The organism is Stenotrophomonas sp. K-6 (assembly GCF_056861555.1).
Genome location: NZ_JBSPUC010000001.1, coordinates 309,134 through 327,930, shown reverse-complemented (window position 1 = coordinate 327,930; position 18,797 = coordinate 309,134). Strand labels below are relative to the sequence as shown.

General features: G+C 67.6%; 4 protein-coding genes. 1 reads left to right on the top strand and 3 read right to left on the bottom strand.

Annotation, left to right across the window (positions count from 1 at the left end; translation table 11 throughout):
- Positions 1-56 precede the first annotated feature (56 nt).
- Positions 57-1,343, top strand: a complete 1,287-nt coding sequence (gene purD, locus AC13F7_RS01410; RefSeq protein WP_482999010.1) for a phosphoribosylamine--glycine ligase — start codon at positions 57-59, stop codon at positions 1,341-1,343.
- Positions 1,344-1,450: 107 nt separating this feature from the next.
- Here the strand turns inward: purD and rpoH are convergent, their stop codons facing one another.
- The 3 genes from rpoH to AC13F7_RS01395 all read right to left on the bottom strand — a co-directional run bounded on the left by rpoH (position 1,451) and on the right by AC13F7_RS01395 (position 18,691).
- Entirely contained in the window at positions 1,451-2,326 is an 876-nt protein-coding gene (rpoH, locus tag AC13F7_RS01405) for an RNA polymerase sigma factor RpoH (RefSeq protein ID WP_019183519.1), read from the bottom strand.
- 368 nt (positions 2,327-2,694) lie between these two features.
- Complete coding sequence (locus AC13F7_RS01400; protein WP_482999009.1) at positions 2,695-6,363, bottom strand: TonB-dependent receptor; 3,669 nt, start codon at positions 6,361-6,363, stop codon at positions 2,695-2,697.
- Between the two features lie 7 nt (positions 6,364-6,370).
- Positions 6,371-18,691: an Ig-like domain-containing protein gene (locus AC13F7_RS01395; protein ID WP_482999008.1), complete on the bottom strand. Its 12,321-nt coding sequence runs from the start codon at positions 18,689-18,691 to the stop codon at positions 6,371-6,373.
- Between the last annotated feature and the right edge of the window lie 106 nt (positions 18,692-18,797).

Below are 18,797 nucleotides of genomic sequence, written 5' to 3'. Positions count from 1 at the left end.
GCCCGCCGCCCGCACCGCGTAAAATCACGTTCCTGCCCTCTTACGCGAGAACTGCATTGAAGATCCTGGTCATTGGCGCTGGCGGCCGCGAACACGCCCTGGCCTGGAAGCTGGCCCAGTCCGCGAAGGTCCGCGAGGTCATCGTCGCTCCCGGCAATGCAGGCACCGCCACCGAGCCCAAGTGCCGCAATGTGGACGTCAAGGTCACCGATCTGGACGGCCTGCTGGCGCTGGTCGGCACCGAAGACATCGGCCTGACCGTGGTCGGCCCGGAAGTGCCGCTGGTGGCCGGCGTGGTCGACCGCTTCCGCGCCGCCGGGCACCGCATCTTCGGGCCCACCGCGGCCGCCGCCCAGCTGGAAGGCAGCAAGGCGTATGCGAAGGACTTCCTGGCCCGCCACAACATTCCGACCGCGTTCTACGCGGTGCACACCGAGGTCGAGCCGGCGCTGGCCTACCTGCGCGACAAGGGCGCCCCGATCGTGGTCAAGGCCGATGGCCTGGCCGCCGGCAAGGGCGTGATCGTGGCGATGACCCTCACTGAGGCCGAGAACGCGGTGCGTGACATGCTCTCCGGCAATGCCTTCGGCGATGCCGGCGCACGCGTGGTGATCGAAGAATTCCTGGACGGCGAAGAAGCCAGCTTCATCTCGATGGTGGACGGTAAGACGGCACTGCCGATGGCGACCTCGCAGGACCACAAGCGCGTCGGCGACGGTGATACCGGCCCGAACACCGGCGGCATGGGCGCGTACTCGCCGGCCCCGGTGGTGACCGACGAAGTGCATGCGCGCGTGATGCGCGAGGTGGTCAACCCGACCGTGCAGGGCATGATCGCCGACGGCATTCCGTTCACCGGCTTCCTTTATGCGGGCCTGATGATCGATGCCAACGGCGCGCCGAAGGTGATCGAGTTCAACGTGCGCTTTGGCGACCCGGAAACCCAGCCGGTGATGCTGCGCCTGCAGTCGGATCTGGTGGATCTGGTCGAAGCGGCGATCGACGAGCGCCTGGACACGGTGGACGCCCAGTGGGATCCGCGCCCGTCGCTGGGCGTGGTGATGGCAGCCTCACCGTATCCGGAAACCCCGATCACCGGCGATGTGATCCACGGCCTGGATGCGGTCGCCGCGACGGCCAAAGTGTTCCATGCCGGCACCACGCTCGACGCGCAAGGCCAGGTGCTCAGCGCCGGCGGCCGCGTGCTGTGCGTCGCTGCGTTGGGCGGCACGGTGGGCGAGGCACAGCGCAACGCCTACGCCGGCGTCGGTGCGATCCACTGGGCCCATGAGTTCCACCGCCGCGATATCGGCTGGCGGGCGATTGCGCGCGAGCAGGGTTGACCTGGCACGGTGGGGCCACGCCCCATCAAAGCGCTGCTCTGAGCGCCAGAACGCAAAAAGGCCCGGCATCAGCCGGGCCTTTTTGCGTAACCACGGCAGTCACTGCATCAGGCAGTAAACAGCGCCTTCATCTTCTTCAGCGCGTTCGCCTCGACCTGGCGGATGCGCTCTGCAGAGACGCCGTACTCATCGGCCAGCTCCTGCAGCGTCACCTTGCTGTCCGCGTCCAACCAGCGACGGCGGATGATGTCGCGCGAACGCGCATCCAGTTCGGCCATGCCTTCGCGCAGCAGCTGCAGCTGATTGTCTTCGCTGTCCATCCGCTCATAGGCCATCGAAGGATCTTCTTCGTTGGCCCGCAGGTAGGCAGCCGGCGACGGCGGCGCATGATCGTCATCATCATCGCTGGAGAGATCGAAACCGATATCGCGACCGGACAGGCGCGACTCCATCTCGAGCACTTCGCGCTCGGACACGTTCAGGTCCTTGGCCACCGCGCTGACTTCGGCCGCGTTCATCCAGCCCAGGCGGGTCTTGGACTTGCGCAGGTTGAAGAACAGCTTGCGCTGCGCCTTGGTCGTGGCGACCTTGACGATGCGCCAGTTCTTGAGGATGAACTCGTGCATTTCCGCACGGATCCAATGCACCGCGAACGACACCAGGCGAACGCCCATGTCCGGGTCGAAGCGCTTCACCGCCTTCATCAGGCCGATGTTGCCTTCCTGGATCAGGTCGCCCAGCGCAAGGCCGTAGCCGTTGTAGCCGCGGGCGACGTGCACCACGAAGCGCAGGTGGGAATGGACCAGCTCGCGCGCGGCGTCCAGATCCAGCTCGTCGCGGAAGCGGCGGGCCAGGTCCTGCTCGTCATCGACCGACAGCACCGGGATCTGGTGCACGGCACCGATGTAGGCGTCCAGCGAACCGAGCGCACTGGGAATCGGGAGATTGTTTGCCACAAGGGCAGTAGAGGTGTTCTGGCTCATAGCACTCATCTTAGCAGTCCCGGAATTGGACTGCTAAAGGGGAAAGAAGTTCCAGCGTTCTGTTCATGGGACGCTGGCACCGAAGACACCGCTAACGTACCGCGAAATGATGACAGTGGCGAGAGCCTGAGAACGGCGCAGCAAACCCAATGAAATCAATAATATAGAATGGTGAATGGGGTCATATCGCGTGTTTTCTGGCTGAACAGCCCGGCGGAAGCGCCCATTCATCCCGGAAAGGTTGTCGGCAGTTCAGCCAGGCATGGCCTGGCTCTACCCGTGCGCGCCCTGCGCCCACCGACGCCGACCGCCAACATTGCGATCCCCGGTGGTGCCACGCCATGCGTGGCAGCCCGAACCCGCCGAAGCTAGTAATACCCCGCCATATTCAGGAAGAACCCTTTCTGGTCGTACTTCAGCTCGGTCATGTCATCGCTGAACTCGGTGAAGTTGTAGCCCACCCCGACCTTGAAGTTTTCCCCCACCCGGCGATCCACGCCCACCAGCCAGCCTTTGCGCACGCCGCCGTCGCGCACCTTCAACCAGCGGTGCTCGGCCAGGCCCTCCCACTCCCCGAACAGGCGATAGCGCAGCTGCAAGGCAGCGAAGTCGGCACGGCTGTCCAACCAGGCACCCTCACCGCGCCCGGTGCGGTAATCCCCCCAGCGCGAGGCCAGCTTGCCGGCCACTTCCCAGCGCGCGCCGAGCTGCCGGATTCCTTCGAGCGAGAGGATCTGCGACCGCTGGTCGTACAGGTTGCCGCCCTCCTGCCCAAGCGAGGCCACGTCGTAGAGATAGGTGAACTTGCCGAAGCCGGCCCAGCGCGTGTTGTCGTGCGGGCGCCAGGCGAAGCCCATGTTGCTCTCCACCAGCTTGGCGTCGGCCAGGCGGTCGATGCGGTCTTCGGTGTCGGCGTAGTTGGCGCGCAACGCAAACCGCCAGTCTTCGTTGAGCTTGTACAGCAGGCGGTTGGTTGTCACCCACTGCTCGCGCTGCTCGGCACCGCTGTCGCGGCGGTACTCCAGCTTGCTGTTCCACTGCGCCACCGCATCGGTGCGCCCGCCACTGATGCTGTAGGCACGGCGGTCGACGCGGCCGAGAGTGGAATCGAGCTCGCCGTCCATGATCGTGAAGCCCAGGTTCCAGCCCTGCGCGGGATAGAAATCCATGCCGAAGGTGTGCACGAGGCCGGCGCTGTCCTGGCGGCGATCCTTCAGATACTGGCTCTCGTTGTAGACATTGACCTGGTTGCTCAGCCGCCAGCGCTGGCCCAGCGTCCAGCCACTCTGCAGGCCGGTATCGAACAGCGGATCGGTGCCGGTGCGGTCGGTGCTGTAGCTGTAACTGCCGTAGAGGCTGTGGTCCGGTGCCATGCGGTACTCGCCATCGACCTTGGCACCATGACCGCGGCTGCCACCGCTCACTTCCGCACCGACACTGCTGCGGTCGCCGAACAGATATCGTGCCCCCAAGGTAAGCAGGTCGTTCTTTTCGTAGGCGCCACCGTCATCGTCCAGCGTGACCTGGCCGGTGCCGTACAGCTCCCAGGACGATCCAAAACGCTGGCGGTAACCGATCGCGGCGAGCAGCGCATCCACGCTCTGCAGTGCCTGTTCCTCGCGCACGCGGCGCAGTTCACCGGTCAACTGGCCGTCGTTGCCCAGCCGCCACTCGGCAGTCAGCTGGCTCTGCTCCAAGGCAAGTTCGCCCTGTTCGGTCCGGGTGTGTCGACCGTACAGACTGAAATCGTCGTTGAGATAGCCAAGGAACTCCGCACCGTATTCCTGGATCGGCAGGCCGGTGTCCTGGCGCGCGACCGAGAAGCCGGCGTCCACGTCGCGCCACCATGCGCCCAGGCTCCAATCCTGCGTGGTCCAGCCCAGCTCACGCAGGTTGGCACGCGCTTCCACGGCGCTGGCAGTGCCCGACCGCCGGCCTTCGTACGGGTTGCGGCGGATGAAGCTCAGGCCACCGTTGTCCGAATAGAACACCGGGGCGGCGGTGGCTTCCGTGCGGGTCTGCTCCATCTTCAGGTAGGTGCCGCGCCCGGCCTGCAGGGTGAGGTCGGCGCCCTTGAGGCTGTAGTTCTCACCGCTGCGGTTCTCATCGATCCAGGTGCCGCCGATCGCCACGTGATCGCCGATCCACTGCCGGCCACGTGCGCCGTAGGTCACATCATCGCTGCTGAAACCCAGCGGCACGTATTCGTAATCCACCAGCAGCAACTGGTCGTAGCCATCGAGCGGCATGTCGCGGGTGATGCTGCGCACGTTCTCGCGGGTCAGCTGTGCCAGTGGCCGGGTCAGGATCAAACGGCCCTGCAGATTGTCGATCTCGTAGTCGACGCCCTCCTGCAGGGTGGCGCGGGTTTCGGTGCGCCCGGTGGTGCGGTCGCGCACTTCCAGCACCACCTGCTCAGAGCCAGGCAGCACATCGGTGTGGCGCAGGTAGTACAGGCTGCCGCCGGTGCCGAGGAATTCACTGTGGCCCGGGGCGGACTGCGCCTCGGAGCCGAACACCTTCACCTGCGAACGCGCCTCACCGAGCGGCGTGGCCTCCAGCGAGCGCCAGTTCAACGCACCGCCGTACAGCGAGCGCACGTACTGGCCATACTCGGTGCCGGTGATACCGGTGGCGTAGTTGCCCCAGACCACCTGGCTCTGATCCCAGTCCACGCGCAGGTACAACCGGCCCTGGGTATCCACGTCGCGGTACGTGGTGGAGTCATCGCCGTACACCGGGTAGTACAGGTCCGGATCAAGACGGCGGAACACGTCCTGCGCGTCGGCCTGGGTGAAATCGCGGAACAGATACTTCAGCTCACGGTCCTGGGTATCGGCCTGTGCGGTCACCAGGTACTTGCCGCGCAGCTTGCCCTTCAGATAGAACGCCAGTCTGCCTTCGCTGAGGAAGCTGTCGTCGTCACGATCATCGGCAGCGAGCGGCTGCAGATTTCCGCTGGCACTGTTCTTGGAGACGGTGACATCCGCAATGGCGACCAGGAACAGGTAGCGGCCGGTGACATCCACATCCAGCTGACGCTGCGCGGACGGTGCATCCCGCGATTCGACACTGACGTCGTAACGATGCTCGCCCACCGGCTCGAGAAACTCGGCGGCGAACTTCTGCTCCAGATCGACCGGGAAGTCCTGGCCGTTGATGCGCACGCGGCTGTTGGGCTCCAGGTTGCGGCCGTACAGGCGCACACGTGAGCCGTGGATGGGAATGTTCTGCAGGCGGAGCATGCTCTGCCCATAGATGCTGTTGCTGAGCTGCAGGTCCTGCGCGCTGTCGCCATCCAACGCCTGGCCCAATGTCTTCTGCACGCTCTCGCGGGTGATCTGCAGGCCACGATCGAAATCGGCCGGGGTCACCAGTTGGATGCGCTGGAGGCGGGTTTCATCGAACGCACCACCGGCGCCGTAGGCCCGCGCCACGTAGATCAGCTCATCACCGGTACGCAGCTTGATCTGCGGTGGCAACTCACCGCTCCACTCCGCGTCGCCGACATAGTCGGCCGGCAGCTCGATGCGGGCCAGCGGCGTGACCAGATCGGTATCGGTGCCGCGATACAGCGTGACCTCCAGTTTCTGGATGAACGAGGCGTAGTTGTTGTAGCTGTGGAAGCGCAGCGGACGGATCACCCGGCCATTCTCGAACGGCACCGTGGCGGCTGCCTGCACGCTCAGGCTGGGCGGCACCATGGTCGGGTCTTCGGTGGCCCACACCACGCCGCCGTTGGGCAGCTCGGCCATGAACTGGCCACTACGCGCGGCGACATCCGGGGTGACTGCCGGCGATGCCGGCACCGCGCCGGCCGCGGGAAGCTCCGCGCGGCCGGGTAGCTCCGGCTCGCTGTCATCGAGGATGCGCAGCAGCAGCCCGTCATCGTTGCGGCAGCTGTCGGCCTCGCAGCGGATCGGCGCGGGGGACGGCGCCGGTGTGAGCGGCTGGGCGGCCGCCGGCAGTGCCAGCAGCAACACGCTGGCCAGGCCGACGATGAGGCGGCGGGAGATCGGGCTCGGAATCAGGGTCATGTCCATGTCAGCGCCCCTCCCCGGTCGGGCGACCGGGACTGGCAGGCTCGGGGGAATCGTCCAGGCGCAACCGGTGCAGCACGCGGCTGTCCGCGCCCAGCACCTCGACCGTCGTTGCCGCCGCGACGGGTGCCGACAGCTGCGGCCGCAGCGCCGCCTGCAGGGCCTGCGCGCGTTGCCGCGCCAGCGCATCCTGGCCGGTGGGGGCCGTGAGCTGCAGGCGCCCGCCACCGCGGGTCGCCAGTGCCTGTGCGGCAGTGGCGATCACCGGCGCGCGGTCAGCACCCAGCTGTGCGCTGCCAGGCGCGAACAGCGCCTCGCCCAGTTCGATGCGCGCCGGGCGCGGTGCCGCGGTCGCGGTCGCGGTCGGACCGGACGTGCTGAGCGCACCGTCGGGCATGCGCACACCGAAATCGAAGCGCGCGGGCAGTCCGGGGGTGATGCGGCGGACCAGCGGATTGGGCGTGGTGAAGCGCACACCGGCCGGCAGCGTGGACGGATCCACCTTGAGGATGAAGTTGCGCCCGCGTGCCTGCCCACCGGGGATGCCAACCAGGTGGTAGCGGCCGAAGGCATCGGTTTCCATCAGCAGGCCTTCCACCGCCGCGATGCGCACGCCGGGGACGCCACGCTCACCGTCATCCTGGATGCCGTTGCCGTTGCGGTCATCGAACACGCTGCCCAAGATCAGGCTCTCATCGAGAAGCGGATCGGTGGTGATGTCCACCTCGGCCGAGGCGACGTTGCCGATCGTGCGGTTCTCACCATCGATGGCGGTGATGCGGTTGGTATGCACGCCGGTGCCGGTGCCCGCGCCGACGCGCAGGTAGTAGACCACCGTCGCCCGCTCACCGGCGGCCACGTCGATGCCATCGATGCGCAGCGGCTGCACGCCGCTGGTACGCGCGTCGTTATCGGCATCGATCACCGCGAAGCCACCGCGCACGAACGTGAAGCCCGGCGGCAACGTATCCAGCAGGGTGGCGCCGTTGGCATCCACCTCGCCGACGTTGTCGATGGTGACGGTGTAGCGCACCAGGTCACCGATCTGCGCGCTGCGCTTTGCGGCCACCTTGGTCAGGCGCAGCACGGCCTGCTGGCCCGCCACCGTCACCGCGACATTGGCCTCGGCGCACATCGGGGTCGGGATGGATACATCGCAGACCCGGTAGCGGAAGCTGTCGGTACCGGCGAAGTTGGCCGCTGGCGTGTACGTGCACAGAGCGTTGGCGCACTGCACGGTGCCGTGCGCCGGTGCCACCGCGACCTGCAGCGAGGCCGGATCCAGCGGTGCGGTGCGGGCGTTGTCATTGGCCAGTACATCGATCACCTGCGGCCCGGCGGTGTCGGCGGTCATGGCGTCATCGGCCAGGATGAGTACGTTCGGGTCGACCATGACTGTGACCGTCGCACCGGCACACATCGCCGGATCAGCCACGTCGCAGACCTGATAGTCGAAGCTCTGCTGACCGGAGAAGTTGGCCAGTGCAGCGAAGCGGATGCGGGCACGCGGCATTACCGTCGCGGTGCCGTACGGCGGCGCTGCGGTGATGGTCACGCTGACCGTGTCCGGATCGATCGGCGTGCCGTTGACGCGATCGTTGCCCAGCACCTCGATTTCGATCACGCCGTCCTGCGGGATCTCAACGCGATCATCCTTGGCATCCACGCCCGGCTCACCCGCGATGACGGTGACGGTCACGTTGCCGGTGTCGCAGACGGTGGGCTGGTTGATCAGGCAGATCGTATAGGTCGTGCTGTAGCTGCCCGGGGCCAGCCCTGCCGCGACGTCCACCCAACCGTCGGCGCTGAAGCTCAGTGCATTGGTGCTCACCGGCGCGAAACTCACCTGGGTGGGATCCAGCGATGCGGTGTTGAAGGTGTCATTGGTGAACACGTTGAACAGTCGCACGCTGCCGGTGGGGCCGACCGGACCACCACTGTCATCCACCGCCAGCAGGGCACCGACCGGGCCTTGTACCAGCACGGTGGCGATCGCCGTGGTGCAGTTGGTCGGCACGCCGTTCTCGCACAGCTGGTACGCCAGCTGCACCTGGCCGGGCTGCACACCGGCCGCGACCATGATCTGGCCCTGGTTGTTCATCGTGTAACCGGGCGTGCTGCCGGTCAGGCTTGCGACCACGCTGCCGACCGGTGGCGGGGAGACGTTGTTGAAGCTGTCGTTCTCCAGTACCGAGCGGGCGATGGTGCCACCCACGGCCGGGTCCACCGGCGTGCCGGTAAAGTCGTCGTTGACCGCCAGCACGACGTTGGCCGAGACGGACAGCGTGAGCGTCACGGTGGCATCCCCACACTGCGTGCTGTAGGGCGCGGCCAGACAGACGCGGTAGGTAACGCTCTGTGGACCGGTGACGCCTGCCGGCGCGGTGTAGGTGAACGTGCCATCGGCGTTGAACACCAGGCCCGGCAGGGCACCGCTGGTCAGGGTGTACACCGCACCAGGCGCGACGTTGTCATTGAGGCTGACATTGCCCGAGAGCGGCACACCGGCAGGCACGGTGAAGCTGTCGTTCTGCGGGACCGGTGTAACGGCCACGATGACCGTGGCGGTCGTGCAGTTCGTCGGCGCGGCGGCCTCGCAGATCTGGTAGGTGATCGTGCTGGCACCGGAGAGGGCGCCAACGGCCACCGCGATCGTGCCATCCGGATGGATGCTGAAGCCGGCCGGTGCACCGATCAGGCTGAGCTGCACCGCGCTGCCCGGCGGCGGGCTGACACCGTTGAGCTGATCGTTGTCGAGCACGCTGAGCGATGACGAGGTGCCCGGGACAACATTGGTGAGCACGTCATCACCGGCCACCAGGGTGCCGTTGTTGATGTTGATGGTGACCGAGGCGATGCCACAGAGCGTGGCATACGGCGCCGGCAGGCAGGTCTGATAGCTGAAGCTGACCGGGCTGACCGTGCCCGCCGGAGGCGTATAGGTGAAGCCACCATTGGCGACCAGGGTCAGGCCCGCCGGCGACGCGCCCTGCACCGTATAGACGGCACCCGGCGGCATGGCGTCGTTGCCGGCCACGGTGTTGCTGAGCGTCTGCCCGACCTGGACCGAGAACGCGTCGTTCTGCGGGGCGGGGCTGACCACGACGGTCACGCTGGCGGTATCGCAGTTGGCCGGGGCCGCTGCTTCGCAGATCTGATACGTGATCGTGGTGACACCGGACGTGGTGCCGCTGGCCACCGTGATGGTACCCGCCGCGGTGATGCCGAAGCCGGCCGGTGCACCGACCAGGCTCAACACCACGTCCGCCGGTGCGGGCGGTGAAACACCGTTGAGACTGTCGTTGCTCAACACGCTGCCGCTGGACGTGCTGCCCGGCGCCACGCCGGTGAGCGTGTCATCGCCGGCCACCAGCAGACCGTTGTTGACGTTGAAGGTGACGATCGCAGTGCCGCACAGGCTGCTGTTCGGCGCGGGCAGGCACACCTGGTAGGTGAGGCTGACCGGACCGATCACACCGCTGGCCGGGGTATAGGTGAACGTGCCATCGGGCGCGAAGACCAGGCCCGCCGGCGGCGTGCCCTGCAGGCTGAACAGCGCGCCAGGCGGTGTGCCGTCATTGATCGCGACCGTATTGCTCAGCGTCTGCCCGGCCTGCACGGCGAAGGCATCGTTCTGCGGTGCGGGCGTAACCACCACCGTGACACTGGCGGTAGCGCAGTTGGCTGGCGCGGCCGCTTCGCAGATCTGATAGGTGATGTTGGTAGACCCGGACATCACACCGCTACCGACACTGATCGTGCCATCGAGATTGAGGGTGAATCCGCCCGGTGCGCCAACCAGGCTCAACACCACATCGGCAGGCAACGGTGGCGAGACGCCGTTGAGGCTGTCGTTGTCCAGCACGCTGCCGCCCGTGGTCGCTCCCGGCACCACGCCGGTGAGCGTGTCATCGCCCGCGGTGAGCGTGCCGTTGTTGATGTTGAGGGTGACCGTGGCCGTGCTGCACAGGCTGTTGTTGGGCGCCGGCAGGCAGGCGCGGTAGATGAAGGTCACCGGGCTGGGCGTGCCGCTCGGTGGCGTATAGGTGAAGCTGCCGTCCTGGTTGAACGCGAGCCCTGCCGGCGGCATGCCCTGGACGGCCCAGTTGGACCCCGGCGGCAAGCTGTCGTTGGTCGCCACACTGTTGCTCAGCGACTGCCCGGCCTGCACGGAGAACGCGTCGTTCTGCGGTGCCGGGCTGACGATCACCGTCACCGTGGCGGTGGCGCAGTTGCCCGGCGCGGCGGCTTCGCAGATCTGATAGGTCAGCGTAGTCGGGCCGGCCATGGTGCCGGTCGCAACGCTGATCGTGCCGCTGGGTGTGATCGCGAAACCGGCGGGCGCGCCGACCAGGCTCAGCACCACGCTGGCGGCGGCCGGCGGGGAGACACCGTTAAGGCTGTCGTTGGCCAGCACGCTGGCCGCCGAGGTGGTCCCGGGGGCGACGCCGCTGAGCGTGTCGTTACCGGCAAGCAGCGTACCGGTGGTGATGTTGAGCGTGGCCGCAGCGGTGCCGCACAGGGCCGTGTTCGGGTTCGGCAGGCAGGCCTGATAGGTGAACGTGACCGGCCCGGTCGTGCCGCTCGGCGGGGTGTAGGTGAATGCACCGTCCGGCGCGAACGCCAGCCCTGCTGGCGCCGTGCCCTGCACCGTGAAGGTCGCGCCGCCGGGCAGGCTGTCGTTGGTTGCGACACTGCCGTTCAACGTCTGCCCCAGCTGCACGCTGAAGGCATCGTTCTGCGGCTGCGGTGTCACCACCACGGTGACGCTGGCGGTAGCGCAATTGGTTGGCGCTGCGGCTTCGCAGATCTGGTAGGTGAGCGTCGTTGGACCCGAGATCACACCACTGGCCACGCTGATCGTGCCGGCCGGCGTGATGCTGAAGCCGGCCGGTGCACCCACCAGGCTGAGCACCACATCGGCCGACGACGGCGGGGTGGTGCCGTTGAGCGTGTCATTGGCCAGCACGCTGGCCGCCGAGGTGGCCCCGGCGGCAACGCCGCTGATCGTGTCATCGACCGCGACCAGCGTGCCCGCATTGACGTTGAGCGTGACGGTGGCGGTCGCGCACAGCGTTGCATCCGGTGCGGGCAAACAGGTTTGGTAGAGGAAGGTGACCGGACCCGTGGTACCGCCCACCGGGGTATACGTGAAGGTGCCATCGGCATTGAAGAGCAGCCCGGCCGGTACGGTCCCCTGCACGGCCCAGGTCGACCCTGCGGGCATGGCGTCATTCGCTGCCACGTTGCCGTTGCTGATCGTGCCGCCGACCTGCACCGCATACGCATCGTTCTGCGCTGCCGGGCGGATCACCAGCGCGACGGTCGCGGTATCGCAGTTGGACGGCGCGGCGGTTTCGCAGATCTGATAGGTCAGCGTAGACGCGCCGGCAACCACGCCCGTCGGCACACTGATCGTGCCATCGGCGGCGATGCTGTAACCGGCCGGCGCACCGACCAGGCTCAGCTGTACGCTGGCCGGGGCCGGCGGGCTGACGCCGTTGAGCGCATCGTTGCCAAGCACGCTGGGGGTGGCCGTACCTGGCGCGATATCGACGAAGCGGTCGTCCGCCGCCGCCAGCGTACCGAGGTTGACGTTGAGCGTCGTGGTCGCCGTGCCACACACACCACCGTTCGGCGCCGGCAGACAGGTCTGATAGGTGAAGGTCACCGCCCCGGCGGTGCCGGCCGGCGGTGTGTAGCTGAAGCTGCCATCGGCGTTGAACACCAGCCCGGCGGGCGGGGTGCCCTGCACCGCCCAGGTCGACCCGGCCGGCATGCTGTCGTTGGCGGCAACGCTGCCATTGGTGAGCGACCCACCGGCCTGCACGGAGAAGGCATCGTTCTGCGGCGCAGGCGCGATCACGAAGCGGATCGCAGCGGTGGCGCAATTGGTCGGCGATGCCGCTTCGCACAGCTGATAGGTGAGCACGGTGGAGCCGGCAGTAGCCGCGGCAGGAATCTGCACGGTGCCATCGTTGTTGATCACGAAGCCGGCCGGTGCACCGACCAGCAGCAACTGCACCGATGCAGCGGCCGGCGGACTCACACCGTTGAGCGAGTCGTTGGTCAGTACGCTCGGCGCGGCCGAGCCGCCACTGACCGGCGCGACGAAGGTGTCGTCGTTGGCGACCACCGCGTTGACGGCGATGGTCAGCGTAGCGGTCGCCGTGCCGCAGATCGCCGCGTCGGGGGCCGGCAGGCAGGTCTGGTAGGCGAACGTGACCGGACCGACGGTGCCGGCCGGCGGCGTATAGGTGAAGCTGCCGTTGCTGTTGAACACCAGGCCCTGCGGCGGCGCCGCCACGCTCCAGATGGAGCCGGCCGGCATGTTGTCGTTGCCGGAGACGTTGCCGGTGTTGGCCTGGCCGCCCTGCACCGCAATCGTGTCATCCACCGGGGCCGGTCGAACAACCAGGGTGATGTTCGCGTTGGCGCAGTTGTTGGCGGCCGCGGTTTCGCAGATCTGGTAGCTGAGCGTGATCGCGCCGGTGGGCGCGTTGCCCGCTACCGAAACCGTGCCGCTGGGATTGATCGAGAACCCACTGGGCGCGCCGACCAGACTCAGCGACACACGTGCGGCGGGCGCCGGGCTGACACCGTTGAGCGCATCGTTGTTCAACACGCTGGGCGTGGTGCCGCCTGGGGTGATCGCACCGAAGCTGTCATCGCTGGCGACCAGCGCCCCGTTGTTGATGTTGAGCGTGACCGTGGCGCTGCCGCAGATGGCCGCGTTCGGGGCCGGCAGGCAGGCCTGGTAAACGAAGCTGGCCGGGCTGGTGGTGCCGGCCGGCGGCGCGTAGGTGAAGCTGCCGTCGGCGTTGAAGGTCACCCCGGCCGGCACGACGCCGGGCACGGTGTACAGCGACCCGATCGGCATGTTGTCGTTGCCCGACACCGTGCCACTGAGCGTCTGCCCCGCCTGCACGGCGAACACATCATCGGCAGGTGCAGGCGCGACCACCAGTGCGATGCTGGCGGTGTCACAGTTGGATGACGCGGCGGCTTCGCACAGCTGGTAGGTGAGCGTCGTGGCGCCTGCGGCAGTGCCGGTAGCCACGCTGATCGTGCCATCGGCGGCGATACTGAACCCGGTCGGCGCGCCCACCAGCGAGAGCACCACCTCGGTCGCCAGCGGCGTGTTGCCGTTGAGCGTGTCGTTGATGAGGACGCTCGGCGATGGCGCGCCCGGCGCCACCGGTGTCGTGAAGCCGTCATCGACCGCCACCAGGGTGCCGCTGTTGACGTTGAGCGTGGTGGTGGCAGTGGCGCACACGGATGCATCCGGTGCGGGCAGGCACACCTGGTAGGTGAAGCTCACCGCGCCGCTGAAGTTCACCGGCGGGGTGTAGGCAACGCTGCCATCGGGGCCGAGCACGACACCAGCCGGCGCGGTGCCGACCACCGTGAACAGCGCACCGACCGGGGCGTTGTCGTTGGTAGCGACCGAACTGTTCAACGCCTGACCTACCGGCGTGGAAAGCGCATCGTCCACCGCAGACGGCGCGATCACCAGGCGGACCGTCGCGACGGCGCAGTTGGCCGGCGCGGCCGCCTCGCACAGCTGATAGGTCACATTCCTGACCCCGGCCGCCGTGCCGGGTGCCACGGTCACCGCGCCTTCGGCGGTGATGGCCACCCCGGCCGGGGCGCCCTGCAGCGACAGCAGCACGTCGGCCATCGCAGGCGGCGTGCTGCCGTTGAGCGCGTCGTTGGCCAGTACCGATGTGGTGGCGCCGCCGGTGATCGGGTTGATCGGCGTCGCACTGAAATCATCGTTGATGGCGGCCAGCGTGCCGGCGTTGACGGTGATGGTGGCGCTTGCGGTGGCACACAGCGCGCCGTTGGGCGCGGGCAGGCAGACCTGGTAGGTGAACGTGACCGGGCCGGTGGTACCGACGGGCGGGGTATAGGTAAAGCTGCCGTTGCCGCCGAGCACCAGCCCCGCCGGGGCGGTACCGGTCACCGTGAACAACGCATCCGGTGGCACGTTGTCGTTGTCGCCAACGCTGCCGTTGAGCGCCTGTCCGGCCGGTGTGGAGAAGGCATCGTTGCTCGCCGCGGGCAAGATCACCAGGCGGATCGCAGCGCTGGCGCAGTTGCTCGGCAGGGCGGCCTCGCAGACCTGGTAGGTCAGCACGGTGGCGCCACCGACCGCGGTGGTGGGCACCTGCAGCAGGCCGTTGGCATCGAGGGCGTACCCCGCCGGTGCGCCAACCAGGCTGAGCAGCACACTGCCCGCCGCCGGCGGCGTGGTGCCATTGAGCGCATCGTTGACCAGCACACTGGTGACCGTTGTGCCGCCCGGCGCCAGCGGCGTGGCGCTGAAGTCATCGTCACGCGCCAACAGCGTGCCGGCATTGACGTTGATGGTGGCCGTCGCGGGGCTGCACTGGGCACCGTCCGGCGCCGGCAGGCACACCTGGTAGGTGAACGTCACCGGCCCGGTGAAGCCGCTCGGCGGGGTGTACTGGAAGCTGCCATCCGGGCCGAACTGCAGCCCGGCCGGCGCCGTGGTGGTCAGACTGAACACCGCACCCGCCGGTGCGTTGTCGTTGGTGCCGACATTGCCAGCCAACAGCTGCCCGGCCGGCGTGGAGAACACATCGTCGAGTGCGGACGGGGCCACCAGCAGCCGGATCTGCGCGGAATCGCAATTGCTTGGCAGCGCTGCTTCGCACAGCTGGTAGGCCAGCGTGACCGAGCCGGCCAGCACACCGCTGCTGATCGTCAACGTGCCATCCGCGGCCAGCGTATAGCCGGCCGGTGCGCCCACCAGGGTCAGCAGCACGTCCGCCGAAGCAGGCGGCACGGTGCCGTTGAGGCTGTCATTGGTCAGAACGGACGCGGTGCCGCCGCCGAGATCGGGATTGATCGGCGCCGTCCGGAAATCATCATCGTTGGCGACCAGCGTGCCCGCGTTGACGTTGATCGTGACGGTCGCACCCGCGCATACCCCGGCATCCGGTGCAGGCAGACAGGCCTGGTAAGCGAAGGTGACCGCACCCTGGGTCCCCGCCGGCGGGAAATAGGTGAAGCCGCCGTTCGGGTTGAACACCACCCCGGTCGGCGGCGTGCCGCTGAGGCTGAAGCTGGTGTTCGCCGGCACGTTGTCATTGCCGGCCACGCTGCCGGTCAGCGCCACGCCCACCGGCGTGCTGAAGGTGTCATTGACCGCCACCGGCGCCAGCAGCAGGCGTACTGCGGCCGTGGTGCAGTTGCCTGGCAGCGCCGCTTCGCAGAGCTGGTACGTGAAATCGACCGCACCGGCTGCCGCACCGCCGGGCACGGAAATCGTGCCGTTGCTGTTGAGCACGTACCCGGCCGGTGCGCCGACCAGGCTGAGGATCACCTGGGCCGGTGCCGGCGGAACCGCACCATTGATGGTGTCGTTGGCCAGCACGCTGTTGGTGGTGCCGCCCACGGCGGGGTTGAGGATCGCACTACGGAAATCATCGTCGTTGGCGACCAGCGTCCCCGCATTGACGTTGAGGGTCACCGTGGCGGTATCGCACACGCCTGCCAGTGGCGCGGCCAGGCACGCCTGATAAACGAACGTGGTGGTGCCGGTGTACTGCGCGGGCGGGCTGTAGGTGAAGCTGCCATCCGCATTGAAGGCCAGGCCGGCTGGGGATGCACCGTTCACGGCAAAGGTGGTGCCCACGGCCGTGTTGTCGTTCACCGACACGTTGCCGCTGAGCGGGGTGGCCACCTGGGTGGTGTACGCATCGGCCACGGCATCCGGCGCGATCACCACCGCGATGGTGGCGGTCGTGCAATTGCTGGTGCCCGCCTGGCACAGCTGATACGTCAGGCTGACCGGACCCGCCGGAGCGCCGGCCGGTACCTGCAGCTGACCGGTGGCGTCGAGGGTGTAACCCGCCGGAGGCGCATTGATCAACGACAGCGTGGCCTGCGCGGGAGCAATGGCGACACCGTTGAGGGTGTCGTTGCTCAGCACGCTGGCGGTAATCCCACCGGCACTGGTCAGCGGCGCGGCACTGAAGTCATCGTTGTTGGCAATGATCGTGGCGGCACTGACATTGAGGGTCACGGTGGCGGTATCGCACACGTTGCCGTCCGGCGACGGCAGGCACACCTGGTAACGGAAGCTGTCCGGGCCGCTGTACGCCGGCTGCGCGGTGTAGCTGAAGCTGCCATCGGCAACGAGAACGACCGTGCCGTGTGCGGCAACCGCGAGCAGGCTGTACTGCGCGCCGGCCGGTGCGTTGTCATTGCCGACGACAGTGCCCGTCAGCAGGATGCCGGCTGTTGCCGCGAAGCTGTCATCCACCGCGTCGGGAGCCACCACCAACTGCACGGTGGCCGTCGCGCAGTTGGTCGGTGAGGCCAGTTCGCAGATCTGGTAACTGAAGCTCACCCCGCCAGCCACCGCATCTGCCGGGACGACCACCTGCCCTGCGGCGTTGACGGTGACGTTGGTCGGGGCGCCGGTGAGCGTCAACGTCACCGCGCCGGGCACCACTGCCACACCGTTGAGGGAGTCGTTGCCAAGCAGGCTGATCGTGGTGGTGGTCCCCGGTTGCAACGGCGTGGCGAAGACGTCGTTGACCGCGGCGATCTGGTTGGCCTGCACGTTCACGCTGACCGTCGCGGTATCGCACACGCCGATGTTCGGCGCCGGCAAGCACACCTGGTAGGTGAAGGAATCCGGTCCGGTGTTGGCGTTGGTCGGGGTATAGCTGAAGGTGCCGTCGGCATTGACCACCGCAGTGCCACGGGTGGGCGCGGTGCCCAGCGTGTAAGCCGAACCGCTTGCGATGTTGTCGTTGCCGGCCAGGCTGCCGGTTGCCGGTTGTCCGCCACCGGGCGTGGTCACCGTGTCGTTGGCCGCGTCGGGACTGACCACCAGGTTGGCCGTGGCCGTTGCACAGTTGGCCGGCAGCGCGTTTTCGCAGAAGCGGTAGGTCAGGGCCAACGGGCCGGCCGCCGCAGCAGCGGGCACCTGGATGGTCCCGTTGCCGGTGATGGCAAACCCCGCCGGCGCACCCACCAGGCTCATCGTCACCTGGGCCTGCGGCACCGCGCCACCGTTGAAGGTGTCATTGGTCAGCACGCTCGGGGTGAGCCCACCCGCACCGGACGGCAGGGGTGTGGTGAAGGTGTCATCGGTGGCCACCAGCGCATTGGCATTGACCACGATCGACGCGGTCGCGGTGGCGCACACGCTGCCATTCGGTGCTGGCAGACAGACCTGGTATTGGAATGAGGTGGCGGCAGCGATGCCACCGGCCGGCGCGTAGGTGAAGGTGCCGTTGCTGTTGATGGTGAGGCCGGCCGGCGGCGTGCCGATCGCGCTGAAGGTTGCACCAGCCGGCGCATTGTCGTTGCTGGCCACGCTGCCGCTGAACGACGGCGAGCCACCGGTAGCGTTGAAGCTGTCATTGACGGCAGTCGGGCTGATGATCAGGCTGGCCGTGGCGTTGGCGCAGTTGGTCGGCGAGGCGTTTTCACAGATCTGGTACGTCAACGTGGTCGCGCCTGCGGCCGCACCGGCAGGCACCGTGATCACGCCCGCGCTGTTGATGGTGAAACCCGCAGGTGCGCTCTGCAGCGCAATGATCAGATTGGCGCCATTCACCGGCGCGCCGTTGAGGGTGTCGTTGACCAGCACCGTGGGCGTGCTGCCACCGGTGGCCGAGGAGATCGCGGCGGCGAAGGTATCGTTGTTGGCTACCAGTGCATTGGGCTGCACCGGAATCGCCGGCGTGGTGGCGCTGTTGTCCCCCGGGGTCGGATCGGTAGTGCCAGCGGGCAGCAGCAGAGAGACCGTGTTGGCCGGCACCGTGGCCGGGGTGCTGGTGGGTGCGGTCCCGTTGACCAGCAGCACCACGCTGTCGCCCACGGCGACGTTGACCTGCACATTGATCGCATTGCCGGTGCCACTGGCCTGCGCGCACGCGGACGCACCAGTACTGCCCTGGCAGGTCCAGGCGACATTGGTCAGCAACGGCGAGACGTTGTCGACAACGGCCACGGCCGAGGCCACCGACGGGCCTGCGTTGCTGACCTGGATGCGGTACTGCACCGCACCGCCCGCGGCCACCGGCGTGGCGCTGAGCAGCGTCTTGGTCACGCTCAGCTGTGCCTGCAGTGCCAGCGCATTGGTGTCGGTAGCACTGTTGTTGCCGGGCGTCGGATCGGCCACGTCGGTCGGCGCGGTGATCGTGGCGGTGTTGTTGAGCGGATTGGGGTAACTCTGCGCCAGCAGCGGCAGTGGCAGCAGCAACGCCAACAGGGCCACCGCATGCGCGATGCCGGCCGAAGCCAAGCGTGCCCTGCGATGCGTGCCGGTAGCTGCCATGCGTTCATCCTCGAAAGCGGCCAACGGCCCTGGTCGGTCCGTTCGGCTGTGGTGGTCCTGTCCATCCCGGCGCAGGGCGATCCCTGCGCTGCACGCGATGCTGCTC